15 protein-coding genes are annotated in these 19,143 nt (G+C 72.6%); 8 read left to right on the top strand and 7 right to left on the bottom strand.

The genetic code is table 11. The annotated features are described in order from the left end of the window. Positions 1–80: 80 nt before the first annotated feature. Positions 81–2,696, top strand: coding sequence for a bifunctional FO biosynthesis protein CofGH (locus ACGFSH_RS18215; protein ID WP_393349591.1), 2,616 nt, complete (start codon positions 81–83; stop codon positions 2,694–2,696). Between the two features lie 77 nt (positions 2,697–2,773). Next, positions 2,774–3,361 carry a hypothetical protein gene (locus tag ACGFSH_RS18210; RefSeq protein WP_393349589.1) on the top strand — a complete coding sequence of 196 codons (588 nt, stop codon included), beginning with the start codon at positions 2,774–2,776 and terminating at the stop codon, positions 3,359–3,361. 52 nt (positions 3,362–3,413) lie between these two features. Here ACGFSH_RS18210 and ACGFSH_RS18205 read toward each other — a convergent pair whose 3' ends face one another. Then, on the bottom strand, positions 3,414–3,980 hold the full coding sequence (locus tag ACGFSH_RS18205; RefSeq protein WP_393349587.1) for a DUF2165 domain-containing protein: 567 nt from the start codon (positions 3,978–3,980) through the stop codon (positions 3,414–3,416). Between the two features lie 128 nt (positions 3,981–4,108). On the opposite strand from ACGFSH_RS18205, the gene ACGFSH_RS18200 reads away from it, so the two are divergent. Further along, entirely contained in the window at positions 4,109–5,227 is a 1,119-nt protein-coding gene (locus ACGFSH_RS18200) for an ADP-ribosylglycohydrolase family protein (protein WP_393349585.1), read from the top strand. Between the two features lie 39 nt (positions 5,228–5,266). On the opposite strand, the gene ACGFSH_RS18195 is transcribed toward ACGFSH_RS18200, so the two are convergent. Both ACGFSH_RS18195 and ACGFSH_RS18190 read right to left on the bottom strand, forming a co-directional pair. Continuing rightward, complete coding sequence (locus ACGFSH_RS18195; RefSeq protein WP_393349583.1) at positions 5,267–6,832, bottom strand: sodium:solute symporter family protein; 1,566 nt, start codon at positions 6,830–6,832, stop codon at positions 5,267–5,269. 137 nt (positions 6,833–6,969) lie between these two features. Then, entirely contained in the window at positions 6,970–7,755 is a 786-nt protein-coding gene (locus tag ACGFSH_RS18190) for an SDR family oxidoreductase (RefSeq protein ID WP_393349582.1), read from the bottom strand. A gap of 77 nt (positions 7,756–7,832) precedes the next feature. Here ACGFSH_RS18190 and ACGFSH_RS18185 point away from each other — a divergent pair, with 77 nt between their 5' ends. Continuing rightward, positions 7,833–8,672 carry a hypothetical protein gene (locus tag ACGFSH_RS18185; protein ID WP_393349580.1) on the top strand — a complete coding sequence of 280 codons (840 nt, stop codon included), beginning with the start codon at positions 7,833–7,835 and terminating at the stop codon, positions 8,670–8,672. A 16-nt stretch (positions 8,673–8,688) separates the two neighbouring features. Here ACGFSH_RS18185 and ACGFSH_RS18180 read toward each other — a convergent pair whose 3' ends face one another. Both ACGFSH_RS18180 and ACGFSH_RS18175 read right to left on the bottom strand, forming a co-directional pair. Beyond that, positions 8,689–10,677, bottom strand: a complete 1,989-nt coding sequence (locus tag ACGFSH_RS18180; RefSeq protein WP_393349578.1) for an MFS transporter — start codon at positions 10,675–10,677, stop codon at positions 8,689–8,691. Positions 10,678–10,847: 170 nt separating this feature from the next. After that, complete coding sequence (locus ACGFSH_RS18175) at positions 10,848–13,430, bottom strand: D-alanyl-D-alanine carboxypeptidase (RefSeq protein WP_393349576.1); 2,583 nt, start codon at positions 13,428–13,430, stop codon at positions 10,848–10,850. A gap of 237 nt (positions 13,431–13,667) precedes the next feature. Between ACGFSH_RS18175 and ACGFSH_RS18170 the strand changes: the two genes are divergently transcribed. From ACGFSH_RS18170 to ACGFSH_RS18160, 3 genes are all read left to right on the top strand, one after another. Continuing rightward, on the top strand, positions 13,668–14,423 hold the full coding sequence (locus ACGFSH_RS18170; protein WP_393349574.1) for a GPP34 family phosphoprotein: 756 nt from the start codon (positions 13,668–13,670) through the stop codon (positions 14,421–14,423). Between the two features lie 321 nt (positions 14,424–14,744). After that, positions 14,745–15,602 carry a helix-turn-helix transcriptional regulator gene (locus ACGFSH_RS18165; RefSeq protein ID WP_329411026.1) on the top strand — a complete coding sequence of 286 codons (858 nt, stop codon included), beginning with the start codon at positions 14,745–14,747 and terminating at the stop codon, positions 15,600–15,602. Positions 15,603–15,863: 261 nt separating this feature from the next. Beyond that, complete coding sequence (locus ACGFSH_RS18160; RefSeq protein WP_256919156.1) at positions 15,864–16,055, top strand: DUF397 domain-containing protein; 192 nt, start codon at positions 15,864–15,866, stop codon at positions 16,053–16,055. Positions 16,056–16,234: 179 nt separating this feature from the next. Here the strand turns inward: ACGFSH_RS18160 and ACGFSH_RS18155 are convergent, their stop codons facing one another. Both ACGFSH_RS18155 and ACGFSH_RS18150 read right to left on the bottom strand, forming a co-directional pair. Then, positions 16,235–16,738: a glutathione peroxidase gene (locus ACGFSH_RS18155; RefSeq protein WP_393349572.1), complete on the bottom strand. Its 504-nt coding sequence runs from the start codon at positions 16,736–16,738 to the stop codon at positions 16,235–16,237. Positions 16,739–16,748: 10 nt separating this feature from the next. Then, positions 16,749–17,789, bottom strand: coding sequence for an ArsR/SmtB family transcription factor (locus ACGFSH_RS18150; protein WP_393349570.1), 1,041 nt, complete (start codon positions 17,787–17,789; stop codon positions 16,749–16,751). Between the two features lie 136 nt (positions 17,790–17,925). On the opposite strand from ACGFSH_RS18150, the gene ACGFSH_RS18145 reads away from it, so the two are divergent. Then, positions 17,926–19,134, top strand: a complete 1,209-nt coding sequence (locus tag ACGFSH_RS18145) for an MFS transporter (protein WP_393349568.1) — start codon at positions 17,926–17,928, stop codon at positions 19,132–19,134. Positions 19,135–19,143 lie beyond the last annotated feature (9 nt).

Raw genomic sequence — 19,143 nt, 5'->3', positions numbered from 1 at the left:
TTCCGGGCCGGCGCGGGTGCCGGTCGGTAGCGTCGGCAGGCGCGCCCCGCGCCCGGAATCGGTGATCGTATGCTCGAAGGATGACGACTCCCGCGAGCTCCGGTACCGGCCCCGGCCCGACCCCCGGCCCGTCCGGCGGCCCCACCGAGAACGCCATGCGGCGCGCCCTCAAACGGGCCCGGGACGGCGTCGCGCTCGACGTCGGCGAGGCGGCCGTGCTGCTCCAGGCGCGCGGCGAGGCGCTGCGCGACCTCGCCGCCTCCGCCGCCCGGGTGCGCGACGCCGGGCTGGAGGCGGCCGGCCGGCCCGGCGTCATCACGTACTCGAAGAGCGTCTTCATCCCCCTCACCCGGCTGTGCCGGGACAAGTGCCACTACTGCACCTTCGTGACCGTGCCCGGCAAGCTCCGCCGCGCCGGGCACGGGATGTTCATGTCGCCCGACGAGGTGCTCGACATCGCCCGCAAGGGCGCGGCCCTCGGCTGCAAGGAAGCCCTCATCACCCTCGGCGACAAGCCGGAGGAGCGGTGGCCCGAGGCCCGTGAGTGGCTCGACGCGCACGGCTACGACGACACCATCGCCTACGTCCGCGCCGTCTCCGTCCGCATCCTGGAGGAGACGGGACTGCTCCCGCACCTCAACCCGGGCGTGCTGTCCTGGACCGACTTCCAGCGCCTCAAGCCGGTCGCGCCGTCCATGGGCATGATGCTGGAGACGACCGCGACCCGGCTGTGGTCCGAGCCCGGCGGCCCGCACCACGGCAGCCCGGACAAGGAACCGGCCGTCCGGCTGCGCGTCCTGGAGGACGCCGGCCGGTCCTCCGTCCCCTTCACCTCCGGAATCCTCATCGGCATCGGCGAGACGTACGAGGAACGGGCCGAGTCGCTGTTCGCGCTGCGCAAGGTCTCCCGCGCCTACCACGGCGTCCAGGAGCTGATCATCCAGAACTTCCGCGCCAAGCCGGACACCGCCATGCGCGGCATGCCGGACGCCGAACTCGACGAGCTGGTCGCCACGGTGGCCGTCGCCCGGCACATCATGGGCCCGTCCGCCTGCATCCAGGCCCCGCCCAACCTCGTCGACAGCGAGTACGGGCGGCTGATCGGCGCGGGCGTCGACGACTGGGGCGGGGTCTCCCCCCTCACCATCGACCACGTCAACCCCGAGCGCCCCTGGCCGCAGATCGAGGAACTCGCCGAGAAGTCCGCCGCGGCCGGCTTCGAGCTGCGCGAACGGCTGTGCGTGTACCCGGAGTTCGTCGGGCGCGGCGAACCCTGGCTGGACCCGCGGCTGCTGCCGCACGTGCGCGCGCTGGCCGACCCGGAGACGGGACTGGCCCTGCCCGACGCCGTCGTCGAGGGCCGCCCCTGGCAGGAGCCGGAGGAGGTGTTCGTGCCGTCCGGCCGCACCGACCTGCACCGCACGATCGACACCGAGGGCCGCACCTCCGACCGGCGAGACGACTTCGACGAGGTGTACGGCGACTGGGGGGCGCTGCGCGAGGCCGCCGCCCCCGGCATGGTCCCGGAGCGCATCGACACCGACGTACGCCACGCCCTCGCGACCGCCGCCGACGACCCGGCCGGGCTCACCGACGACGAGGCCCTCGCCCTGCTCCACGCGGACGGCCCCGCCCTGGACGCCCTCACCCGCATCGCGGACGACGTGCGCCGCTCGGCCGTCGGCGACGACGTCACCTACATCGTCACCAGGAACATCAACTTCACCAACGTCTGCTACACGGGCTGCCGTTTCTGCGCCTTCGCGCAGCGCCGCACCGACGCCGACGCCTACACCCTCTCCCTCGACCAGGTCGCCGACCGCGCCCAGCAGGCGTGGGAGGTGGGCGCGGTGGAGGTCTGCATGCAGGGCGGCATCCACCCGGACCTGCCCGGCACCGCCTACTTCGACATCGCGCGGGCGGTGAAGGAGCGCGTCCCCGGCATGCACGTGCACGCCTTCTCACCGATGGAGGTCGTCAACGGCGCGACCCGCACCGGCCTGTCGATCCGCGAATGGCTGATCGCGGCGAAGGAGGCGGGGCTCGACTCCATCCCCGGCACGGCGGCCGAGATCCTCGACGACGAGGTCCGCTGGGTGCTGACCAAGGGCAAGCTGCCGACGGCCACCTGGATCGAGGTCGTCACGACGGCCCACGAGGTCGGGCTCCGGTCGTCGTCCACGATGATGTACGGCCATGTCGACCAGCCCCGGCACTGGCTCGGCCATCTGCGCACCCTCGCCGGCATCCAGCAACGCACGGGCGGCTTCACGGAGTTCGTCACGCTGCCGTTCATCCACACCAACGCGCCGGTCTACCTGGCGGGCATCTCCCGTCCCGGGCCGACCATGCGGGACAACCGGGCGGTGACGGCGATGGCGCGCCTCCTGCTGCACCCGCACATCCCCAACATCCAGACCAGCTGGGTCAAGCTGGGCGCCGAGGGCGCGGCGGAGATGCTCCGCTCGGGGGCCAACGACCTGGGCGGCACGCTCATGGAGGAGACGATCTCGCGGATGGCGGGCTCGTCCTACGGCTCCTACAAGTCGGTCAAGGACCTGGTCGCCGTCGCCGGCGCGGCGGGCCGCCCGGCCCGGCCGCGCACCACGCTGTACGGGGAGGTGCCCGAGGAGCGGCGGCGGACCGCGTCGGCGTCGGACGGGCATCTGCCGGAACTGCTGCCGGTGCTGGACTGAGGGACAGCCCTGCGGGATCCCCACAGTACGATGATCGGACCCCTCGTGGTCGTGGGGTCCCGTAGCTGAGGAGATGCGTGCCCGTGCCTGCCCGACGGCTTCCCTCCTGGGCCTGGGTCACCGGCCTGACCGCCGGTGCGATCGCCGCCGTCGTCGCGCTGACGGTGCAGGCCCAGAACGGCCCGCATCCGACGGCGTCGGCGGTGAAGAGCCCCAAGGCCCCGGCGTCCGCGAGCGCGAAGCCGTCGGGCGCGCCCAAGCCGTCCGCCCCCGCACAGGCCGCTCCGGTCCCCGACCGGTCGGGCGCCGGCCGCCGGGTCGTCTACTCGCTGGGGCAGCACCGCGTCTGGCTGGTCGACGCGGACGACACGGCCCGCCGCACCTTCACCGTCTGGCCCGGCACGGTGAACCCCGCCGTCGGCGCCTACACGGTGTCGGTGCGCAAGGACGCCGTCACCGGCTCGGACGGCGTGGCCATCGAGCACGTCGTCTACTTCTCCGCCGCCTCGGGCGTGAACATCGCCTTCTCCAACGCCGTCGACGGCTCCTCCCCGCCCCCGGCCGCCGCGGGCGCGCAGACGGGCGGCATCCGGATGCCCAAGGCCGACGGCGCGGCGCTGTGGGCGTTCGGCGAGACGGGAACGAAGGTCAGGGTCGTCGACTAGGACCGGTCGTCCGGCTCACCGCACGGAGTCACCGGCCGCCCGCCGCCCGCGCTCACGGCCGGGGAGCGTCCGGCGCGGTCGGCGCGGTCGGCGCGGTCGTCCCGTGCGTCGCGGTGGCGGCGGACGGGAGGTGGTTGACGATCAGCACGACGCCGGCGAACAGGAACGCGCGGGTCGCCGCGTCCAGCCCGTTCCAGGTCTTCGACTGCCACATCGCGAACCACTCGCCGCCGATCGCGATGAACCCGGCGCCGAACAGCAGCATCACCATGACCAGCCCGTAGGTGGACACCGTACGGGCGCGCAGGTCGTCCCGGCGGGCCCAGAGCCACGTCCCGGCTGCCAGAACCAGCCCGGCGATCGTCTCCCACACGATGATCGCGACGTAGGCGGCGTCCTGAAGGCCCCTGTTCGTCACCGCCCGCCACATCAGGTCGTCGTCCCCGAACGTCTCGTCCATCGCCAGGACATGCCGCACGAACTGCCGGTTCGTGCCGAAGTCCGTGATGTTGCCGAAGGCGACGAGCAGCAGGTAGAGGGCGACCGTCCCGGTGAGCAGGGCGGCGGTGAGGGGAAGCGCACGGGTGGCGTGCGCGCGGCGCGCGGAGGGGGTCGTCATACGGGTGCCCTACCCCGCAAGGTCTCCATGACCCCTTTACCCGCCCGCCCCCGCCCGGGGCGGCGGAGGCGGTGTGTTCGATTACAGTGACGGACGTCGTACGTACGGACGGTGCCCGGGAGGACTTGGTGGGTGCGACTGCCGGGCCCGTCTGGGGCCGCGCCGAACAACAGGACTTCCGCAGCCGGGTGCGCGGCACGCTGCTCGGCGCGGCGGTCGGGGACGCGCTGGGCGCGCCCGTCGACGGGCTGGACCTGGAGGAGATCCGGCGGGGACACGGCCCCGAGGGCGTCGTGGACCTGCCCCCCGCCCACGGGCGGCGCGGCGCGGTCAGCCACCTCACCCAGCTGACCCTCTTCACGATGGACGGCCTCGTGCGGGCCCACGTCCGCAGGGACACCGGAGCCTGGCATCCGCCGACCGACCTGCACCGGGCGTATCTGCGCTGGGCCGCCACCCAGCGCGACTGGGGCCCCGACCTGCGCCGCAAGGACAACGGCTGGCTGGCCCAGGAGGAGTGGCTCTACGTCCGCCGCGAGCCGACCCGGACGCTGCTGCTGGGGCTGGGCGACGACGTGATGGGCACGCTCGACTCGCCCAAGAGCCCGGACGCGGACGGCCCGGAGGTCGTGCCGCGGTCGGCGCCGTTCGGGCTGCTCGTCGGCTGGGAGCCGCAGCTCGTCGCGCAACTGGCCGTCGAGTGCGCGGCCCAGACCCACGGTCACCCCACCGCGTGTCTGTCGGCGGGCGCGTACGCGGTCACCGTGCACGCGCTGGCCCGCGGCGAGAGCCTGGACGGCGCGGTGCAGCGGGCGCTGGCCCTGCTGTCCGCGCGGCCGGGGCACGAGCCGGTGTCGGAGGCGCTGCAACGCGCGCTGGGCGCGGTGCGGCAGGGGCCGCCGGGCCCTGCGAGGGTGGCGGAGCTGGCGGCGGGCGGGACCGCGCGCGCGGTGCTGTCGGCCGCCGTGTACTGCGCGCTCGTCGCGCAGGACGTGCGGCACGGCCTGCGGCTGGCGGTGAACCACGGCGCGCCCTCGGCGGCGACCGCGGCCGTGGCGGGCGGGCTGCTGGGGGCCATGCACGGCGAGACGGCCCTCCCGCCGGCCTGGCTGGCCGAGCTGGAGGGCCGTCCCACGATGCTGGAGCTGGCCGACGACTTCGCCATGGAGATGACCCAGGGCCCGGCGCTGCACAACCCCGCCGGCGCGTCGCCCGGCTGGCTGGCCCGCTACCCCCGCGACCTCTGACGAGGCGCGGGGGTCAGTCCGTCCGATCAGTCCGTCCGGTCAGTCCTTCGCCGCCGCGGAGACCTCGTCGCGGGGGCCGGGGAGGGGCGCGGCGGCCGAGGCGCCGTCCCCGTCCGAGTTGATGGTCTCGATGACCGCGAGCCGTTCCGGGGTGTCCTCGGGCTTCAGGAAGCCGACGAGGATGTAGAGGACGAGCGAGACGGCGAGCGGGATCGACACCTGGTACTGGAGCGGGACTCCGCCGTCGACATTCCAGTTGATCGGGTAGTTGACCAGCCAGAAGGCCAGCAGGCCCAGCGCCCAGCTGGTCAGCGCCGCCGTCGGGCCGGAGCGGCGGAACGGGCGCAGCAGGCCCAGCATCATCGGGATCGCCATCGGGCCCATCAGGCCGGCCACCCACTTGATGACGACGGTGATGATGTCCTTGAAGGCGGGGGAGTTGACCTGGGTGGCCGCCGCCATCGACAGCCCGAGGAAGACGACGGTGGTCACGCGTGCCGCGATCAGCCCGGAATGCTGGTTCCAGGCGCGCGCCCTGGCCCAGATGACCGGTGCGCAGTCGCGGGTGAAGACGGCGGCGATGGCGTTGGCGTCGGAGGAGCACATGGCCATCGTGTGGGAGAAGAACCCGACGATGACGAGCCCCAGGAGGCCGTGGGGGAGGAGCTGTTCGGTCATCAGGGCGTAGGAGTCGGAACCGTCGGGCTTGTTCGACGTCACGAGCAGCGGTGACATCCACATCGGGTAGAACAGCACCAGCGGCCAGACCAGCCACAGCACCGCCGACAGCCGCGCCGACCGCTCGGCCTCCTTGGGGCCGGCCGTGGCCATGTACCGCTGGGCCTGGTTGAGCATGCCGCCGTTGTACTCGAACAGCTTGATGAAGAGGAACGCGAGCAGGAACACCGTGCCGTACTGGGCGACCAGCGGCTTGTCGTGGCCCTGGAGGGCGGGATGGTGCCAGGCCTCGGTGACTCCGATGCCCTTGTCGTCGAGCTTCAGCACGACGGCGATGAGCATGGCGAGGCCGGCCAGCAACTGGATGACGAACTGGCCGAGTTCGGTGAGCGCGTCCGCCCAGAGGCCGCCGATCGTGCAGTAGACCGCGGTGATCGCACCGGTGATGAGGATGCCCTGGTTGAGGGAGAGGCCGGTGAACACGGACAGCAGGGTGGCGATGGCGGCCCATTTGGCCCCCACGTCGACGATCTTCAGCAGCATCCCGGACCAGGCCAGGGCCTGCTGGGTCTTGAGGTCGTAGCGGTTCTTCAGGTACTCCAGCGGGGAGGCCACCCGGAGCCTGGACCGCAGCCGGTTGATGCGGGGCGCGAACAGCTTCGAGCCGATCGCGATGCCGAGGGCGATCGGGAAGGACCAGGTGACGAACGAGGTGACGCCGTAGGTGTAGGCGATGCCTGCGTACCCGGTGAACATCACCGCGCTGTAGCCCGACATGTGGTGCGAGATGCCGGACAGCCACCAGGGCATCTTGCCGCCGGCGGTGAAGAAGTCGCTCACGTCGTCGACGCGTTTGTGCGACCAGACGCCGATCGCGACCATCACGCCGAAATAGCCGATGAGCACGGCCCAGTCAAGACCGTTCATGTGCGCCCTCCCGTGGTTCAGCCCGCGTTCAGCTCGGCGCTCATCGTGGGCGCTGCCACGTGAACACGACAAGTAACCGACGGGTCAAAGGGAGGTAAAAGAATTCTGTATGGTGTCCTGCGTTCACCTATATGAACTCAACGCATCAGCTCCCCGGCGTTGACCAGCAGTGATTGTCCGGTGATGGCCCGCGCCCGGTCCGAGGCCAGGAACGCCGCGGCGTCCGCCACGTCCCCGTCCGTCGCCAGCTCGGGCAACGCCATGCGCCCGGTCAGCCGCCCGAGGACCTCCTCCTCCGGCACCCCCTCGGTGTGCGCGGTGAATTGCACGTACGCCTGCACCGGCGGACCCCACATCCACCCCGGCAGCACGGTGTTGACCCGGATCCGGTGCGGACCCAGCTCGCGCGCGAGGGAGTACATGGCACTGGTCAGCGCCCCCTTGGAGGCCGCGTACGCCGCCTGCCACACCTGCGAGGGGGCCGCCACCGCCGACTGCGTCCCGATGAACACGACCGAACCGCCGCCCGCCTTCAGCCCCGGCAGGCACGCCCGGGTCATCCGCAGGGAACCCAGCAGATTGACGTCGATCACCGACTGCCAGGTGGCGAAGTCGGCGTCCTCCAGTCCGCCGAAGTACGAGTCCCAGGCCGCCACGTGCACCACCGCGTCGATCCCCCCGAACCGCTCCCGCGCCAACCCCGCCAGCGCCTCGCACTGGGCCTCGTCGGTGACGTCCGTGACCCGGTACGCCGTGCGCGCCCCCGAGGGGTCGATCCCGGCCGCGCTCTTCGCAAGGTTCTCCTCGGTCCGCGCCCCGAGCACGGCGTTCCCGCCGTCCCGGACGACCGCCGCGGCGACCTGGTGACCGAGCCCGGCGCCCACCCCCGAGACGACGACGGTCCTGCCGTTGAGCAGTGACATCGGGACCTCCCTGACCCTGGCGCATTGTCTGACGGAGCGTCAGAGTATGGGCCAGCCGCCGAGGAAGGGGAAGACGCGTGAGCGACGAGACCCGCAGCGAGACGTACGCCGAACTGGCCTCCGTGGGCCCCTACGGGGTCCGCCCCGGCCACGCCCTGATCACGATGGTCGAACCGCATCCGGGCCACGAGTACGCCTACAACCGCTGGTACGAGGACGACCACTACTACGCCGGCGCGATGGCCATGCCCTGGATGTACGCGGGCCGCCGCTGGGTCGCCACCCGCGACCTGCAACTCCTGCGCCGCCCCGAGAAGTCGGCGGTCGCCCGGCCCGTCACCGCGGGCTGCTACCTCTCCACCTACTGGATCACCGACGGCCGCTACGACGACCACATGAGGTGGACGGTCGCCATCAACAGGCGCCTCAACCGCGACGCCCGCGTCTACCAGGACCGCACCCACGTCTTCACGGCGTTCCAGGACCACGAGACGACGGTCTACCGGGACGGCGCCGCGGGCCCGCGCGACTTCCACGCCCTCGACCACCCCTACGCCGGTCTCGTCGTCGAGGTGATCGACGCCGACTCCGGCGAGCAGCGCGCCGAACTCCTGGAGTGGCTGCGCTCCCGCCACCTGCCCAAGAGCGCGGCCGGCTCCCCGGCGGCCATGGTCACCGTCTTCCGCCCCACCCCCCTGCCCGGCGACCGCATGAGCTACGTCGGGCAGGTCGAGGGCGTCGACACCCGGCTGACCCTGCTCTGGTTCCTGGAGCAGGACCCCCGCGAGTGCTGGGACCGGCACTTCGCCGGCCTGGAGGAGACGGTGGCCGAGTCGGGCCTCGGACGGGTGGAGCTGCTCGCCCCGTTCATCCCGACGGTGCCGGGCACCGACCGCTACGTGGACCGGCTGCGCTGACCGGGCCCCAGGACCGTCAGGGCTGGTCCTTCAGCTCGTCGGGGCACGGCGTCCCCCGCGGCAGCTGGTAGGGGGCCGCGAGACGGTAGGTGCCCGCCTTCGGCGCGAGCAGCACCGTCCACCGGTCGCCCTCGGCGTCCTCCTGCGTCTCGAACAGGCACCCGTTGACGTTGTCGAACGTCTTCGGCTCCCCGTCCGGCCGGCTCTTGGACTCCGGTGTCTCCTGCGGCGGCTTCAGGCTCTTGCCCTGCGCGTCCACCACGCTCAGCCACGGCGAGTACGGGATCCGGATCAGGATCCGGCCCGCCTTCTTCACGTCGATCGTCATCTCGCCCTGCTCGGCGCGCTGCACGACCGCGTCCGGCTCGGCCAGCGGGGCGGGATCGAGGACCCGGAACAGCTGCCAGTTGGCGTCGCCCCAGATCTGCTCCAGATACGGCAGCCCTCGCTGCACCAGCTGCCGCTCCCGTTCGCCGCCGTCCCCGTCCAGGGCCTCCTTGGGCACCACGACGAAGTGCACCGCCCACCGCTGCAGCCAGTCGTGGTAGTTCGCGGAGTTGAGGGTGTCGTCGTAGAAGAGCGGGTTGCGCTCCATGTCGGCCTGGCGGTTCCAGCCGCGGGCGAGGTTGACGTACGGCGCGAGCGCGGACGCCTCGCGGTGCGAGCGGGCCGGGACCACCTCCACCCGTCCCCGCTCCGCGCCGACCCCCTGCAACTCGTTGACGAGCGGGGCCAGCTCACGCGCCCACGAGGCCGCGGGGGTCGTCCGCACCACGTCGTCGACCGACTTGAAGCCGATCCAGCCCACGAACGTCAGCGACGACAGGACGATCACGTACCACTTGCGGCTGCGCGGCACGGCGAACGGCAGCGCGGCCATCAGCACCACGCCGGTGAACATCATCGCGAGCCGGGTGATGTTGGATCCGATCTGCGAGCTGATCAGCCACACCAGCAGCACCCCGAGCCCGTACACCGCCGCCGTGATCCGCACGGTCTTCCAGTCGTGCGGGACGAGGGCGTAGACCGCCACCGCGGACAGCAGCGGCAGGCAGGCCGAGCCGAAGGACATCGGCTGAGTGCCCGAGAACGGGAACAGCCAGGCGGACAGGGCGACGACCACCGTGGGCGCGAGCCCGAGCGCCCACGCGCCGGGCCGCCGCTTCTGAAGGAACATCGCCACGGCGACTATGCCCACGAAGAGGCCCGCCACCGGCGAGCCCATCGTGGCCAGCGCGGCGAGCGGCGCCGCGCACAGCGCCTTCGCCCACCGCCTGTAGCGCCACCGGTGCGGCCAGCAGAACACGACGGCGACCGCACCCAGCGCGAACATGTTGCCCAGCCCGAACGTCACCCGCCCCGAGGCCGCGTTGCACAGCAGCGCGAAGATCCCCGCCAGCGCCGGCCACACCGGGTTCCGCACCGGCCGGCAGCGCAACAGGATGAGAGTGAGCAGCCCCGCCGACAGCGTGCCGGCGATCATCATCGTCGTCCGCACGCCGAGCACGGACATCAGATACGGCGACACCATGCTGTACGACACCGGGTGCATGCCGCCGTACCAGGCCAGGTTGTACGCCGAGTCGGGATGCCGGCCGACGAACTCGGCCCACGCGTCCTGCGCCGCGAGATCGCCGCCGCTGTTCGCGAAGGTGAAGAACCAGACGAGATGCAGGACGCCGGACAGCGCCGTCATCGACAGCACCGGGTGCTGGTTCAGCCGGCCGCCCAGCCGTTCCAGGGCCGCTCTCGTCCGGGACGCCGCCGGCGGCGGCTCCGTCCGGGGGGCGCCCGCGCGGCCGCCGTCCTCGCGGTCCGGGGCGGGCCCCTGCTCGACGTCTACCACGGCGTCCGCCGCGGGCTCGCCGGCCGCCGGAGCGTCCGCCGCTGGTGTCGCCGGGTCACGGTCGTGCTCGCCCGACCGGGTGGCGGGCAGCCTCGACCGCGGGCCGACGTCCGGTCCCGGACCTGTGTCGTCGGCGCGTGTCGGCTCCGCAGTGGCCACCTGAAGGCACTCCCCGTGTCCCGTCCTCTGTTCTCGGTCGCGTCCCGCTCACGTCCGCTGCACGGCTGCGCCCTCGCGACCGGCGACCTGTCCCGTTTCGCGACGCTAGCACGCACCCCGCCGGGCGGCTGCCCGACGGGGTGCACGGTGGTACGGACGCGGCCGGGGCGTCAGCCGAGTCGTGTCAGCTTGTCCGGGAAGCCCGGCTCGTTCAGGTCGGACCGCAGCGCGACCGGCACCTTCACGGCGCCGCTCGTGCCGTCCCCGACGGTGAGCGTGCCCACCTGCGCGCCGGCCTTGGCGCTGTGCGGCACCTCGCCGGCGGTGAACGACAGCTTCACCGTCATGCCCGCCCAGCCGACCGCCGGGACGTCCTCGGTGATGACGACGGGCGTGTGGTTGCCCAGCTTGTCGTCCACGTACCCGACGACGTCGCCCTTCTTGAGGATCTTCGCCGAGGTCAGTGCGTCCTGGGCGGCGAGCAGCGCCTTCTGGCTGACGGCGTTGACCGTCTCCAGGATCCTCGGCTTGTGCTGGCCGAGGACCGCGCCGACCAGGGTCACCGTCTGCCCGCCGACCTTCTTGCGCGAGGCGAAGAGCAGGTTGCCGCCCGCCGCGGTGGTGCTGCCGGTCTTGATGCCGATCGCGCCCATGTTGTACGGCAGCGTGTTGTAGTTGGGCCAGTTCTTTCCGGACGGGTCGTCCCAGCTGGCCGCGCTGGAGATGGCGACCAGCGCCGGCACCTTCACGAACGCCCGGCCGAGCTTGACCTGGTCCTCCGCCGTGGAGACGGTCGTCTCCTTCAGGCCCGAGGGGTCGGTGTACGTCGTGTTCGTCATCCCCAGTTCCCTGGCGGTGGCGTTCATCTTCTTCACGAAGGCCGCCTCCGAACCCGCGTCCCAGCGCGCGAGGAGGCGCGCGATGTTGTTGGCGGAGGGGATCAGGACGGCCGACAGCGCCTGGTGCTCGGTGAGGCTCTGGCCCTCCTTGACGGTGTTGAGCGTCGACTCGTCGCCCGTGACGTCGTAGCCGCCCTCCTTCTCCGCCGTCGCGTCGATCCTGATCTTCGGGCCTTCCTCCCCGGCCTTCATCGGGTGGTTCTTGAGGATGATGTACGAGGTCATGGTCTTGGCGACCGAGCCGATGGCCACCGGCGTCTGCTTGCCGAAGCTGCCCATCGTGCCGACGCCGTCGGCGTCCATCCAGCCCTGGCCCTCGTTCGGCCAGGGGAGCTGGGTCTTGCCGCCCTCGAACGTGTACGAGTCCTTCGCGGTGAGCGTGAGCCCGGGCGCCGGCAGCGGCCGCGCGGCCTGCGCGATCGCAAACACGACGAGCAGCAGGAGGGCCAGCGGCGTCCAGATCTTGAGCCGCCGGCGGAGCTGGCGCAGGGGCGTGGGCGGGGGCGGCGGGGTGTTCGTCAGCTCGGCCAGCAGGTCCAGCGGCGGCTTCGGCGGCAGCGGCTGCTGCGTGGTCCGCTCGGGGCCCACCTGCGGCACGAGCGCGGTGACGTCGGCCTGCCGGGGCGCGGACGGCTTGACCGGCGGCTTCGGCGCGCGCGGCTCGTCGAGCGGCTTGAGCGCGACGAACGTGCTCGTCCGCTCGGCGACGGGCTCGTCCCCGGGCCCCGCGTCGACGTCGTCGGCCTCGTCGGCCGTACGGGCCGTACCGGCCGCGGCGGGCTTCTCGGCCTTGTCGGCCGCGGTCCTCGCGGCGGGGTCGCCCTCGGCGTCCTCGGCGCTTCCCGTGTTCTTGGCGCTCGCGGCGTCCTCGTCGGACGTGGGCCGGGCGGCCCCGCCGAGCTTCAGCATGGTGGTCGGCTGGTCGACGGCGGGCTTGGGCCGGGGGGTCTTGAAGACGGCGGTGGGCTGGTCGACGGGCCGCTCGCCCGCCTCGCCTGCCGCCTTGTCGTCCGCGTCGCCGGTCTCGCCGGTCTCGGCGGATCCGCCGGCCTCTTCGGCCGGCTCGGCGGCCCCGCCGGTCTCGTCGGCCTTGTCCTCTTCATCGGCTTTATCGGCCTTGCCGCCTGTGGCCCACTTCGGTGCGGGCTTGGACGCGGACGCGGACGCGGGCCGGTCGGTCGCCTCGCCGGCGCTCGCGGAACGTTCCTCCGAACCGGAGTCGGAGTCCGAGTCGGAGTCCGAGCCCGCGTCCGAGTCGGCGTGCGGGTCCTGGTCCTGGTCGGCGTCCATGTCGGGGGTGCTCTCGCCGGCGGTCTTCTCGTCCGCCGTGGACACCCACTGGGCGACGGCCGCGCGCAGACGCTCGTCACCGCCCGGGGCGGTGTCGGGGATCTCCGGGCCGCCCTCGCCGCCCTCGCCGTCCTCGGCCTTCGCGGCCTCTGCGGGCGCGTCCTGGGCGGACTCGCGGGGCTGCGGCTCCTCCGGGGCGCTCTCGGCGTCGTCGGCGGCCTCCGCGTCGTCGGCGGCCTCGGGCTCGTCCGCCGTCGCGGGCTCCCCGGACTCCCCGGACTCCCGGGGCTCGTCGGGCCCGCCGTTCCCGGCGGGTTCCTCGGGCTCCTCGCGCTCCTCGGACTCCTCGGTCTTCACGCCCCGGACCGAGAACACGCGGGTCGCCGTGTCGACGCCGCCGCGCGCCGCCGACGGACCGCCGTCCCGTGCCACCGCGACCCGCGGATCGCGGGGCTCGCGGGAGTCACCGGACTCACGTGCTTCGGGAACCGTGCCCGCGCTCCCCGACGTCGGTTCTGCCGACGACTCGCGCTGCTTCGACCTGTCGGGGGACTCGCCCGCCACCGATGCCTCCTCCTGTGCCGCACGCCGTCAGCGCGCCTGCCGAACCGTGAACAGCCCGCCCCGGACCCGCCTCGCGGCGCTGTCCGAACCATGTACCAGTGTCCTGTGTAGAGGGCTTGGCTCCTGCGGTAGACGAGAACGACATACCTACTGGTTCCACTACAAACAGGTCACGCACCCTCGACAGATGAATGTGAGAGGGGTCACCCTGTCATTCATCCACGCGGGGAGGCATGGATGGGCAGGAGCCGCAGAACGATTCCGGAAGAGCTTCTTCTGCTGGCGTTGGACCCGACCACGGGTACCACCGCACAGCCGCAGTCGCTCGACCTTGGTCTGGCCGGAGCGCAGCTAGTGGAGCTGGCGCTGGCCGGACGGATAGCCCCTGACGGGGATCGTATCGCCGTGGTGTCCCCACGGCCGACTGGAGATCCGACACTGGACTGCGCGTTGGAGCTGCTGCGAAGGCGTGGCGCTCCCGTACGGGCCGTCCACTGGATCGGCGGGCCGCGTCTCGGGCTCCGCCAGACCTACCTCTCGCATCTGGAGCGGTGCGGCATGGTGCATGCCGTGGCGGGCCAGATGTGCGGAGTGCTGCCGACGACTCGCTACCAGGCGACGGACACCGACATCAGCCGGGAGATCAAGGCCCGGCTGGACTCCGCGATCCGCACCGGCGTGCCGCCGGACCCGCGGACCGCGGCGCTCGCCGCACTGGCGCACGCGGTCGGCCTCGGCAAGCACCTGTACCCGGGCAACGAGGGACGCTCGTCCCGCTCCCGGCTGCGGGATCTGATCAGGCACGACCCGATGGGCGGTCTCGTGGCGCACGCCGTGATGGACGTCCAGAACGGCGCGGTGGCACAGCCGCGCCGCAACCAGCCACCCGCCGGCCGTCAGGCCGGGCCGGGAGCGAGGCCCGCTCCGGAACCCGCCCGTGGCGTTCCGGCGCAGCCGCACCGCGGTCCCCTGGCGCGTGTCGTGGCCCACTGAGCCGCAGTCCCCCGACACCGCGAGAGCACCGCACGACACCGCGCGGGCATGACCGCGCGACGCCGTGCACGCAGGCGCGCACCACCGCACCACCGCAGTACGCAGGACCCGTTCGGGAGCCGCCGCGGCCCGCGCGGGGCGGTGTGCCACACCGCCCCGCGCGGACGCATGTCCGCGCCGGTGGGGGTGCTGATCCGAACTGGCGTGTACCGGCCGCATAACCACCGTTTTCCAGCGGTGGAAAGCGCCTTGGTGGCAGTCTGCTCAACAGCAGATACGCAAAGTGTCAGGTACAGACACGCAGCCGGAGGTGCACGTCCCGTGGCGTCCAACGTCAATCCCACTGTCAGGCGACGCCGGTTGGGCCAGGAGCTGCGCCGGCTCCGTGAGCTCAAGGGCATGACGGCCGAGGAGGTCGCCGAGCGCCTGCTGGTGTCCCAGTCGAAGATCAGCCGGCTGGAGAACGGCCGGCGCAGCATCAGCCAGCGCGACGTCCGCGACCTGTGCGGGGTGTACGAGGTCGAGGACCAGCGGATGGTCGACTCGCTGATGGAGATGGCCAAGGACTCGCGCCAGCAGGGCTGGTGGCACGCCTTCGGCGACGTCCCCTACAGCGTCTACATCGGCCTGGAGACCGACGCGGCCAGCCTGCGCGTGTACGACCCGCAGGTCGTGCCGGGGCTGTTGCAGACCCGCCAGTACGCGGAGGCGCTGATCTCGGGCGCGCTGCCGGAGACCGCGCACACGGAGATCGAGAAGCGCGTGCAGGTGCGCATGCGCAGGCAGGAACGCGTCTCCTCCGGGGAGAACCCGCTGCGGCTGTGGAGCGTGATGGACGAGTCGGCGCTCAGAAGAGTCGTCGGCAGCCGTGAACTCATGCGGGACCAGCTGGAACACCTCGTGGAGCAGTCCCAGCTCCCGCATGTCACGGTCCAGGTGATCCCCTTCGACATGGGCGCGCATCCCGGTCTGAACGGCCAGTACGCGATCCTCGAATTCCCCGACACCGCCGACTCCAGCGTCGTCTACATCGAGGGCGTCACCAGCGACCTCTACCTGGAGAAGCCGAACGACGTGCAGAAGTACAGCGTGATGTACGAGCATCTGCGCGCCCAGGCGCTGAACGTCGAACAGTCCCGTCAGTTCATCGCCGACATCGCCAAGGGATATGTGCCGTAAGGCGGTTGGGAAAGCCGGATGTTCGAGATGACGGACGTTCGCGTGGGAAGTGCCGCATGGTACGCCCACCCCCCGGCAGGATGGAAGTTTCCATTGGAATATGTCATCCGGTCGAGTGAATAGTCGCTTCGTCAGTCGATGTTGGCGAGTAGCGTCGATCACGCCATCGAGCAACAAGGTTGGCGTGAACGTGCCGCGGGGCCGCAGTGAGGTCCGTGGTGCGAGGACAGCTACTCAACAACTGCACTCCGGAGCAAAAACATGGCAATTCGTCAGGGCAGCGCGCACTCGTGGACCAAGTCCTCCTACTCCACGGGCAACGGTGCGTGCGTCGAGGTCAAGTCGCCGGCCGTCCAGGCCCTCCTCGTCCGCGACTCCAAGGTCCAGGACGGCCCCAACCTGGTCTTCCCCGCCGACGCGTGGAGCGAGTTCGTGGCATCGGTCAAGGCGTAGGGCGGAACACCCCCGCTCTCGCGCCGGTCACCGGCAGCCGGTCGCAGGCCGGACCGCCCGGTGTCCCGCAGCACCCCGCGGGAACCGCCCAAGGGCCCTCTCGACCAGATCGCCGTCCTAGCCGAGAGGGCCCGGTGCCGTTCCGGGCCGGGCGGCAGACCGCGGGCCCGCCGGCTCGGTCAGGCCAGCTGGCCCTCGATGGCGGCCACGACCTCGGCGGCCTCGGGCTCGGTCTGCGGGGAGAAACGGGCGACGACGGAGCCGTCCCGGCCGATCAGGAACTTCTCGAAGTTCCAGCGGATGTCGCCCGTGTGGCCCTCGGCGTCCGCGAACCCGACCAGCCGCCGGTACAGCGGGTGCCGGTCGTCACCGTTCACCTCGACCTTCTCCGTCAGCGGGAAGGTCACGCCGTAGGTCGCGGAGCAGAATTCGGCGATCTCCTCGGCGCTGCCGGGCTCCTGCCCGAGGAACTGGTTGCAGGGCACTCCCAGCACGGTGAAGCCCTGGGCGGCGTACCGCTCCTGGAGCCGCTCCAGACCGTTGTACTGCGGGGTGAGCCCGCACTTGGAGGCCACGTTCACCACGAGGACGGCCTGGCCCGCGTACTGCGAGAGGTCCGCGGAACCGCCCTTGAGGGCGTCGATCTGTACGTCGAGGGGAGAGGCGCCGGCATCAGTAGTCATGCCCCGGATGCTAGCCCCCGGCCCCGCGCCGCCCCTGCTCCGCCCCTTGTCCGGCCGCCTCGGTCAGGGCGCGGCCCGCCGGGGTGCGGGAGTACAGCACCGAGCGGCCCGCGCGCCGGCGTTCCACCAGGCCCGCGTCCAGCAGGACCCGCAGATGCCGGCCGACCGAACCGAGGCCCTGGCCGGTCAGGGCCACCAGCTGGGTGGTGCTCAGGGGTGCGGCGAGGAGCACCAGCACCGCGGCCCGGCCGGGGCCCAGCAGCGTGCCGAGCGCGGCCGGGACGGCGCGGGCGCGCTCCTCGCGGTCACCGGCGAGGACGCCCGAGCACGGGTAGACGACCGCGTACCGCTCCCGCCCCTCCCAGGCGACCCAGCCGGTCTCCGGGGTGACCGGCACGAACAGCAGCTCCGCGCCGGACGCCTCACGGGGCGGGTACTCGTGCACGTTGACCTGGAAGCGGCTCTCCCCGAGCCAGCGCGTCCCCGGCCGCAGCGAGTCCAGCACGGCGGCCCAGCCGCCCCGGCTGACCAGCGCGGTGCGCGCCACGACGTCCGCCTCCAGGACGCGCCGCCGCCGTTCCCAGTACGGCCGCACGCCCGTCTCCCACACGTGCTCCAGCAGCGCCGCCGCCCGCTCGGGCAGGTCGTCCCGCTCCAGGGCGGCGGGCAGCGGGCCGGCCAGGGAGGTCCGCAGATGGGCCCGCGCCGCCGCCGGGTCCGCCGCCCGCACCCGCGCCACGCCCTCCTCGAAGCTCTCGCCCTCCCTCGGCGTCGGCGTGAGGAAGTCGGCGATCCATCCCCCACGCCCGGACCCGCCCGCCCTGGGCGTTTCCCACGACCCGAGCCCGGCCCGCACGAGCAGCGCGGTCACCGGGTCGGCGGCCAGCCTCGCGCGGTGGCCGGGGAGGTGGGCGCGCAGCCAGGCGTGCTCGCCGGGGTGCGCGCCGGCACCCGCGTGCAGCAGCTTCAGGCTCGCGAAGGTCTCGGCGAGCGGTGAGAGCACGAACCGGCTGCGGGCGAGGGTGTCGGCGTTCACCTGCCACCAGCCCACGCCCCGCACCTCCCCCCGGCCGCCCGCCGCCGCCCACGGCGTTCCCCGCCACCCGCGCTGATCAGCACGGCCCACGACGTTTCGCGGGCCGGCGAAACAATAACCGCCCTTCCCGGGCCCGACCCAGACTCCGGCCATGACCGCCCTCTCCTACCGCCGGCTCTTCCGCGTCCCCGAGTTCACCCCGCTGTTCCTCTCCTCCGCCGCCCACACCGCCGCCCAGACGGTCAGCGGGCTCGCCCTCGCCACCCTCGTCTACCGGGCCACCGGTTCGCCGCTGCTGTCGGCGGTGAGCATGTTCGGGCCGTCCCTCGCACAGGTGCTGGGCGCGACCGTGCTCCTCTCGGGATCCGACCGGATGCCGCCTCGGTCGGCGCTGACCGGTATCTCGCTGGCCTTCGCCGCCGCCACGGCCCTCATGGCGCTGCCGGGGCTGCCGACCTGGGGCGTCTTCGCCGTCGTCCTCGTGCAGGGGCTGGTCGCCTCGCTCGGCGGCGGCGTCCGCTGGGGCCTGCTGAACGAGATCCTGGGCGGCGCCGAGGGCGGCTATCTGCCGGGGCGTTCGCTGTTCAACATGATGAGCGGGCTGACGCAGATCACCGGTTACGCCACCGGCGGCGCGCTCGTGACCGCGCTGTCCCCGCGCCCGGTCCTCCTGCTCGCCGCTCTGCTGTACGCGGTCTCGGCCGCCGTCGCCCGCCTCGGGCTGACCGCCCGTGCGCCGCGCGCCGCCGGCCGGCTGTCGGCGGCGGCCACCCGGCGCGCCAACGCCGCCCTGTGGTCCTCCCGGCCGCGCCGCCTGACCTACCTGGGGCTGTGGCTGCCCAACGGTCTCGTCGTCGGCTGCGAGGCCCTGTTCGTGCCCTACGACCCCGGGGCGGCGGGCACGCTGTTCGCGTGCGCCGCACTCGGCATGCTGGCCGGCGACGTCCTCGTGGGCCGCCTTCTGCCGCCGCACCGGCGCTCGCGCCTCGCCACCCCGCTGCTGCTGCTCCTGGCCGCCCCCTACACCCTGTTCGCGCTGCACCCCGGCGTTCCGCTCGCCGCGGCCTGCGCCGCCCTCGCCTCCGTCGGCTTCGGCGCGAGCCTGGTGCAGCAGGAGCGGCTGATGCGCCTGACCCCGCCCGAACTCAGCGGCCACGCCCTCGGGTTGCACGCGGCCGGGATGCTCACCCTCCAGGGCGTGAGCGCGGCCCTGGCGGGCGGACTGGCCCAACTCGCCGCGCCTGGAACGGCGATGGCCGCGATGGCGGGCGCGTCGATCGCGGTGACCACGGCGCTGGCGCTCGCCGACCGCGCCGCGCCGCGCCCGGACACCGCCGTGCCGACGGAGGCGCGGCTCTGATCGGGTGTC

It is taken from the genome of Streptomyces sp. NPDC048481, assembly GCF_043200075.1.
Classification (GTDB): domain Bacteria; phylum Actinomycetota; class Actinomycetes; order Streptomycetales; family Streptomycetaceae; genus Streptomyces.
Note: the sequence above shows the minus strand (reverse complement) of the source record. Positions and strands in the feature narration are given on the sequence as shown.

Coding starts and splice junctions, on each gene's coding strand:
- ACGFSH_RS18190 (WP_393349582.1), bottom strand. CDS start 7,755: ATGTCACTGCTCAACGGCAGGACCGTCGTCGTCTCGGGGGTGGGCGCC.
- ACGFSH_RS18195 (WP_393349583.1), bottom strand. CDS start 6,832: ATGAACGGTCTTGACTGGGCCGTGCTCATCGGCTATTTCGGCGTGATG.
- ACGFSH_RS18145 (WP_393349568.1), top strand. CDS start 17,926: ATGACCGCCCTCTCCTACCGCCGGCTCTTCCGCGTCCCCGAGTTCACC.
- ACGFSH_RS18160 (WP_256919156.1), top strand. CDS start 15,864: ATGGCAATTCGTCAGGGCAGCGCGCACTCGTGGACCAAGTCCTCCTAC.
- ACGFSH_RS18205 (WP_393349587.1), bottom strand. CDS start 3,980: ATGACGACCCCCTCCGCGCGCCGCGCGCACGCCACCCGTGCGCTTCCC.
- ACGFSH_RS18215 (WP_393349591.1), top strand. CDS start 81: ATGACGACTCCCGCGAGCTCCGGTACCGGCCCCGGCCCGACCCCCGGC.
- ACGFSH_RS18170 (WP_393349574.1), top strand. CDS start 13,668: ATGGGCAGGAGCCGCAGAACGATTCCGGAAGAGCTTCTTCTGCTGGCG.
- ACGFSH_RS18155 (WP_393349572.1), bottom strand. CDS start 16,738: ATGACTACTGATGCCGGCGCCTCTCCCCTCGACGTACAGATCGACGCC.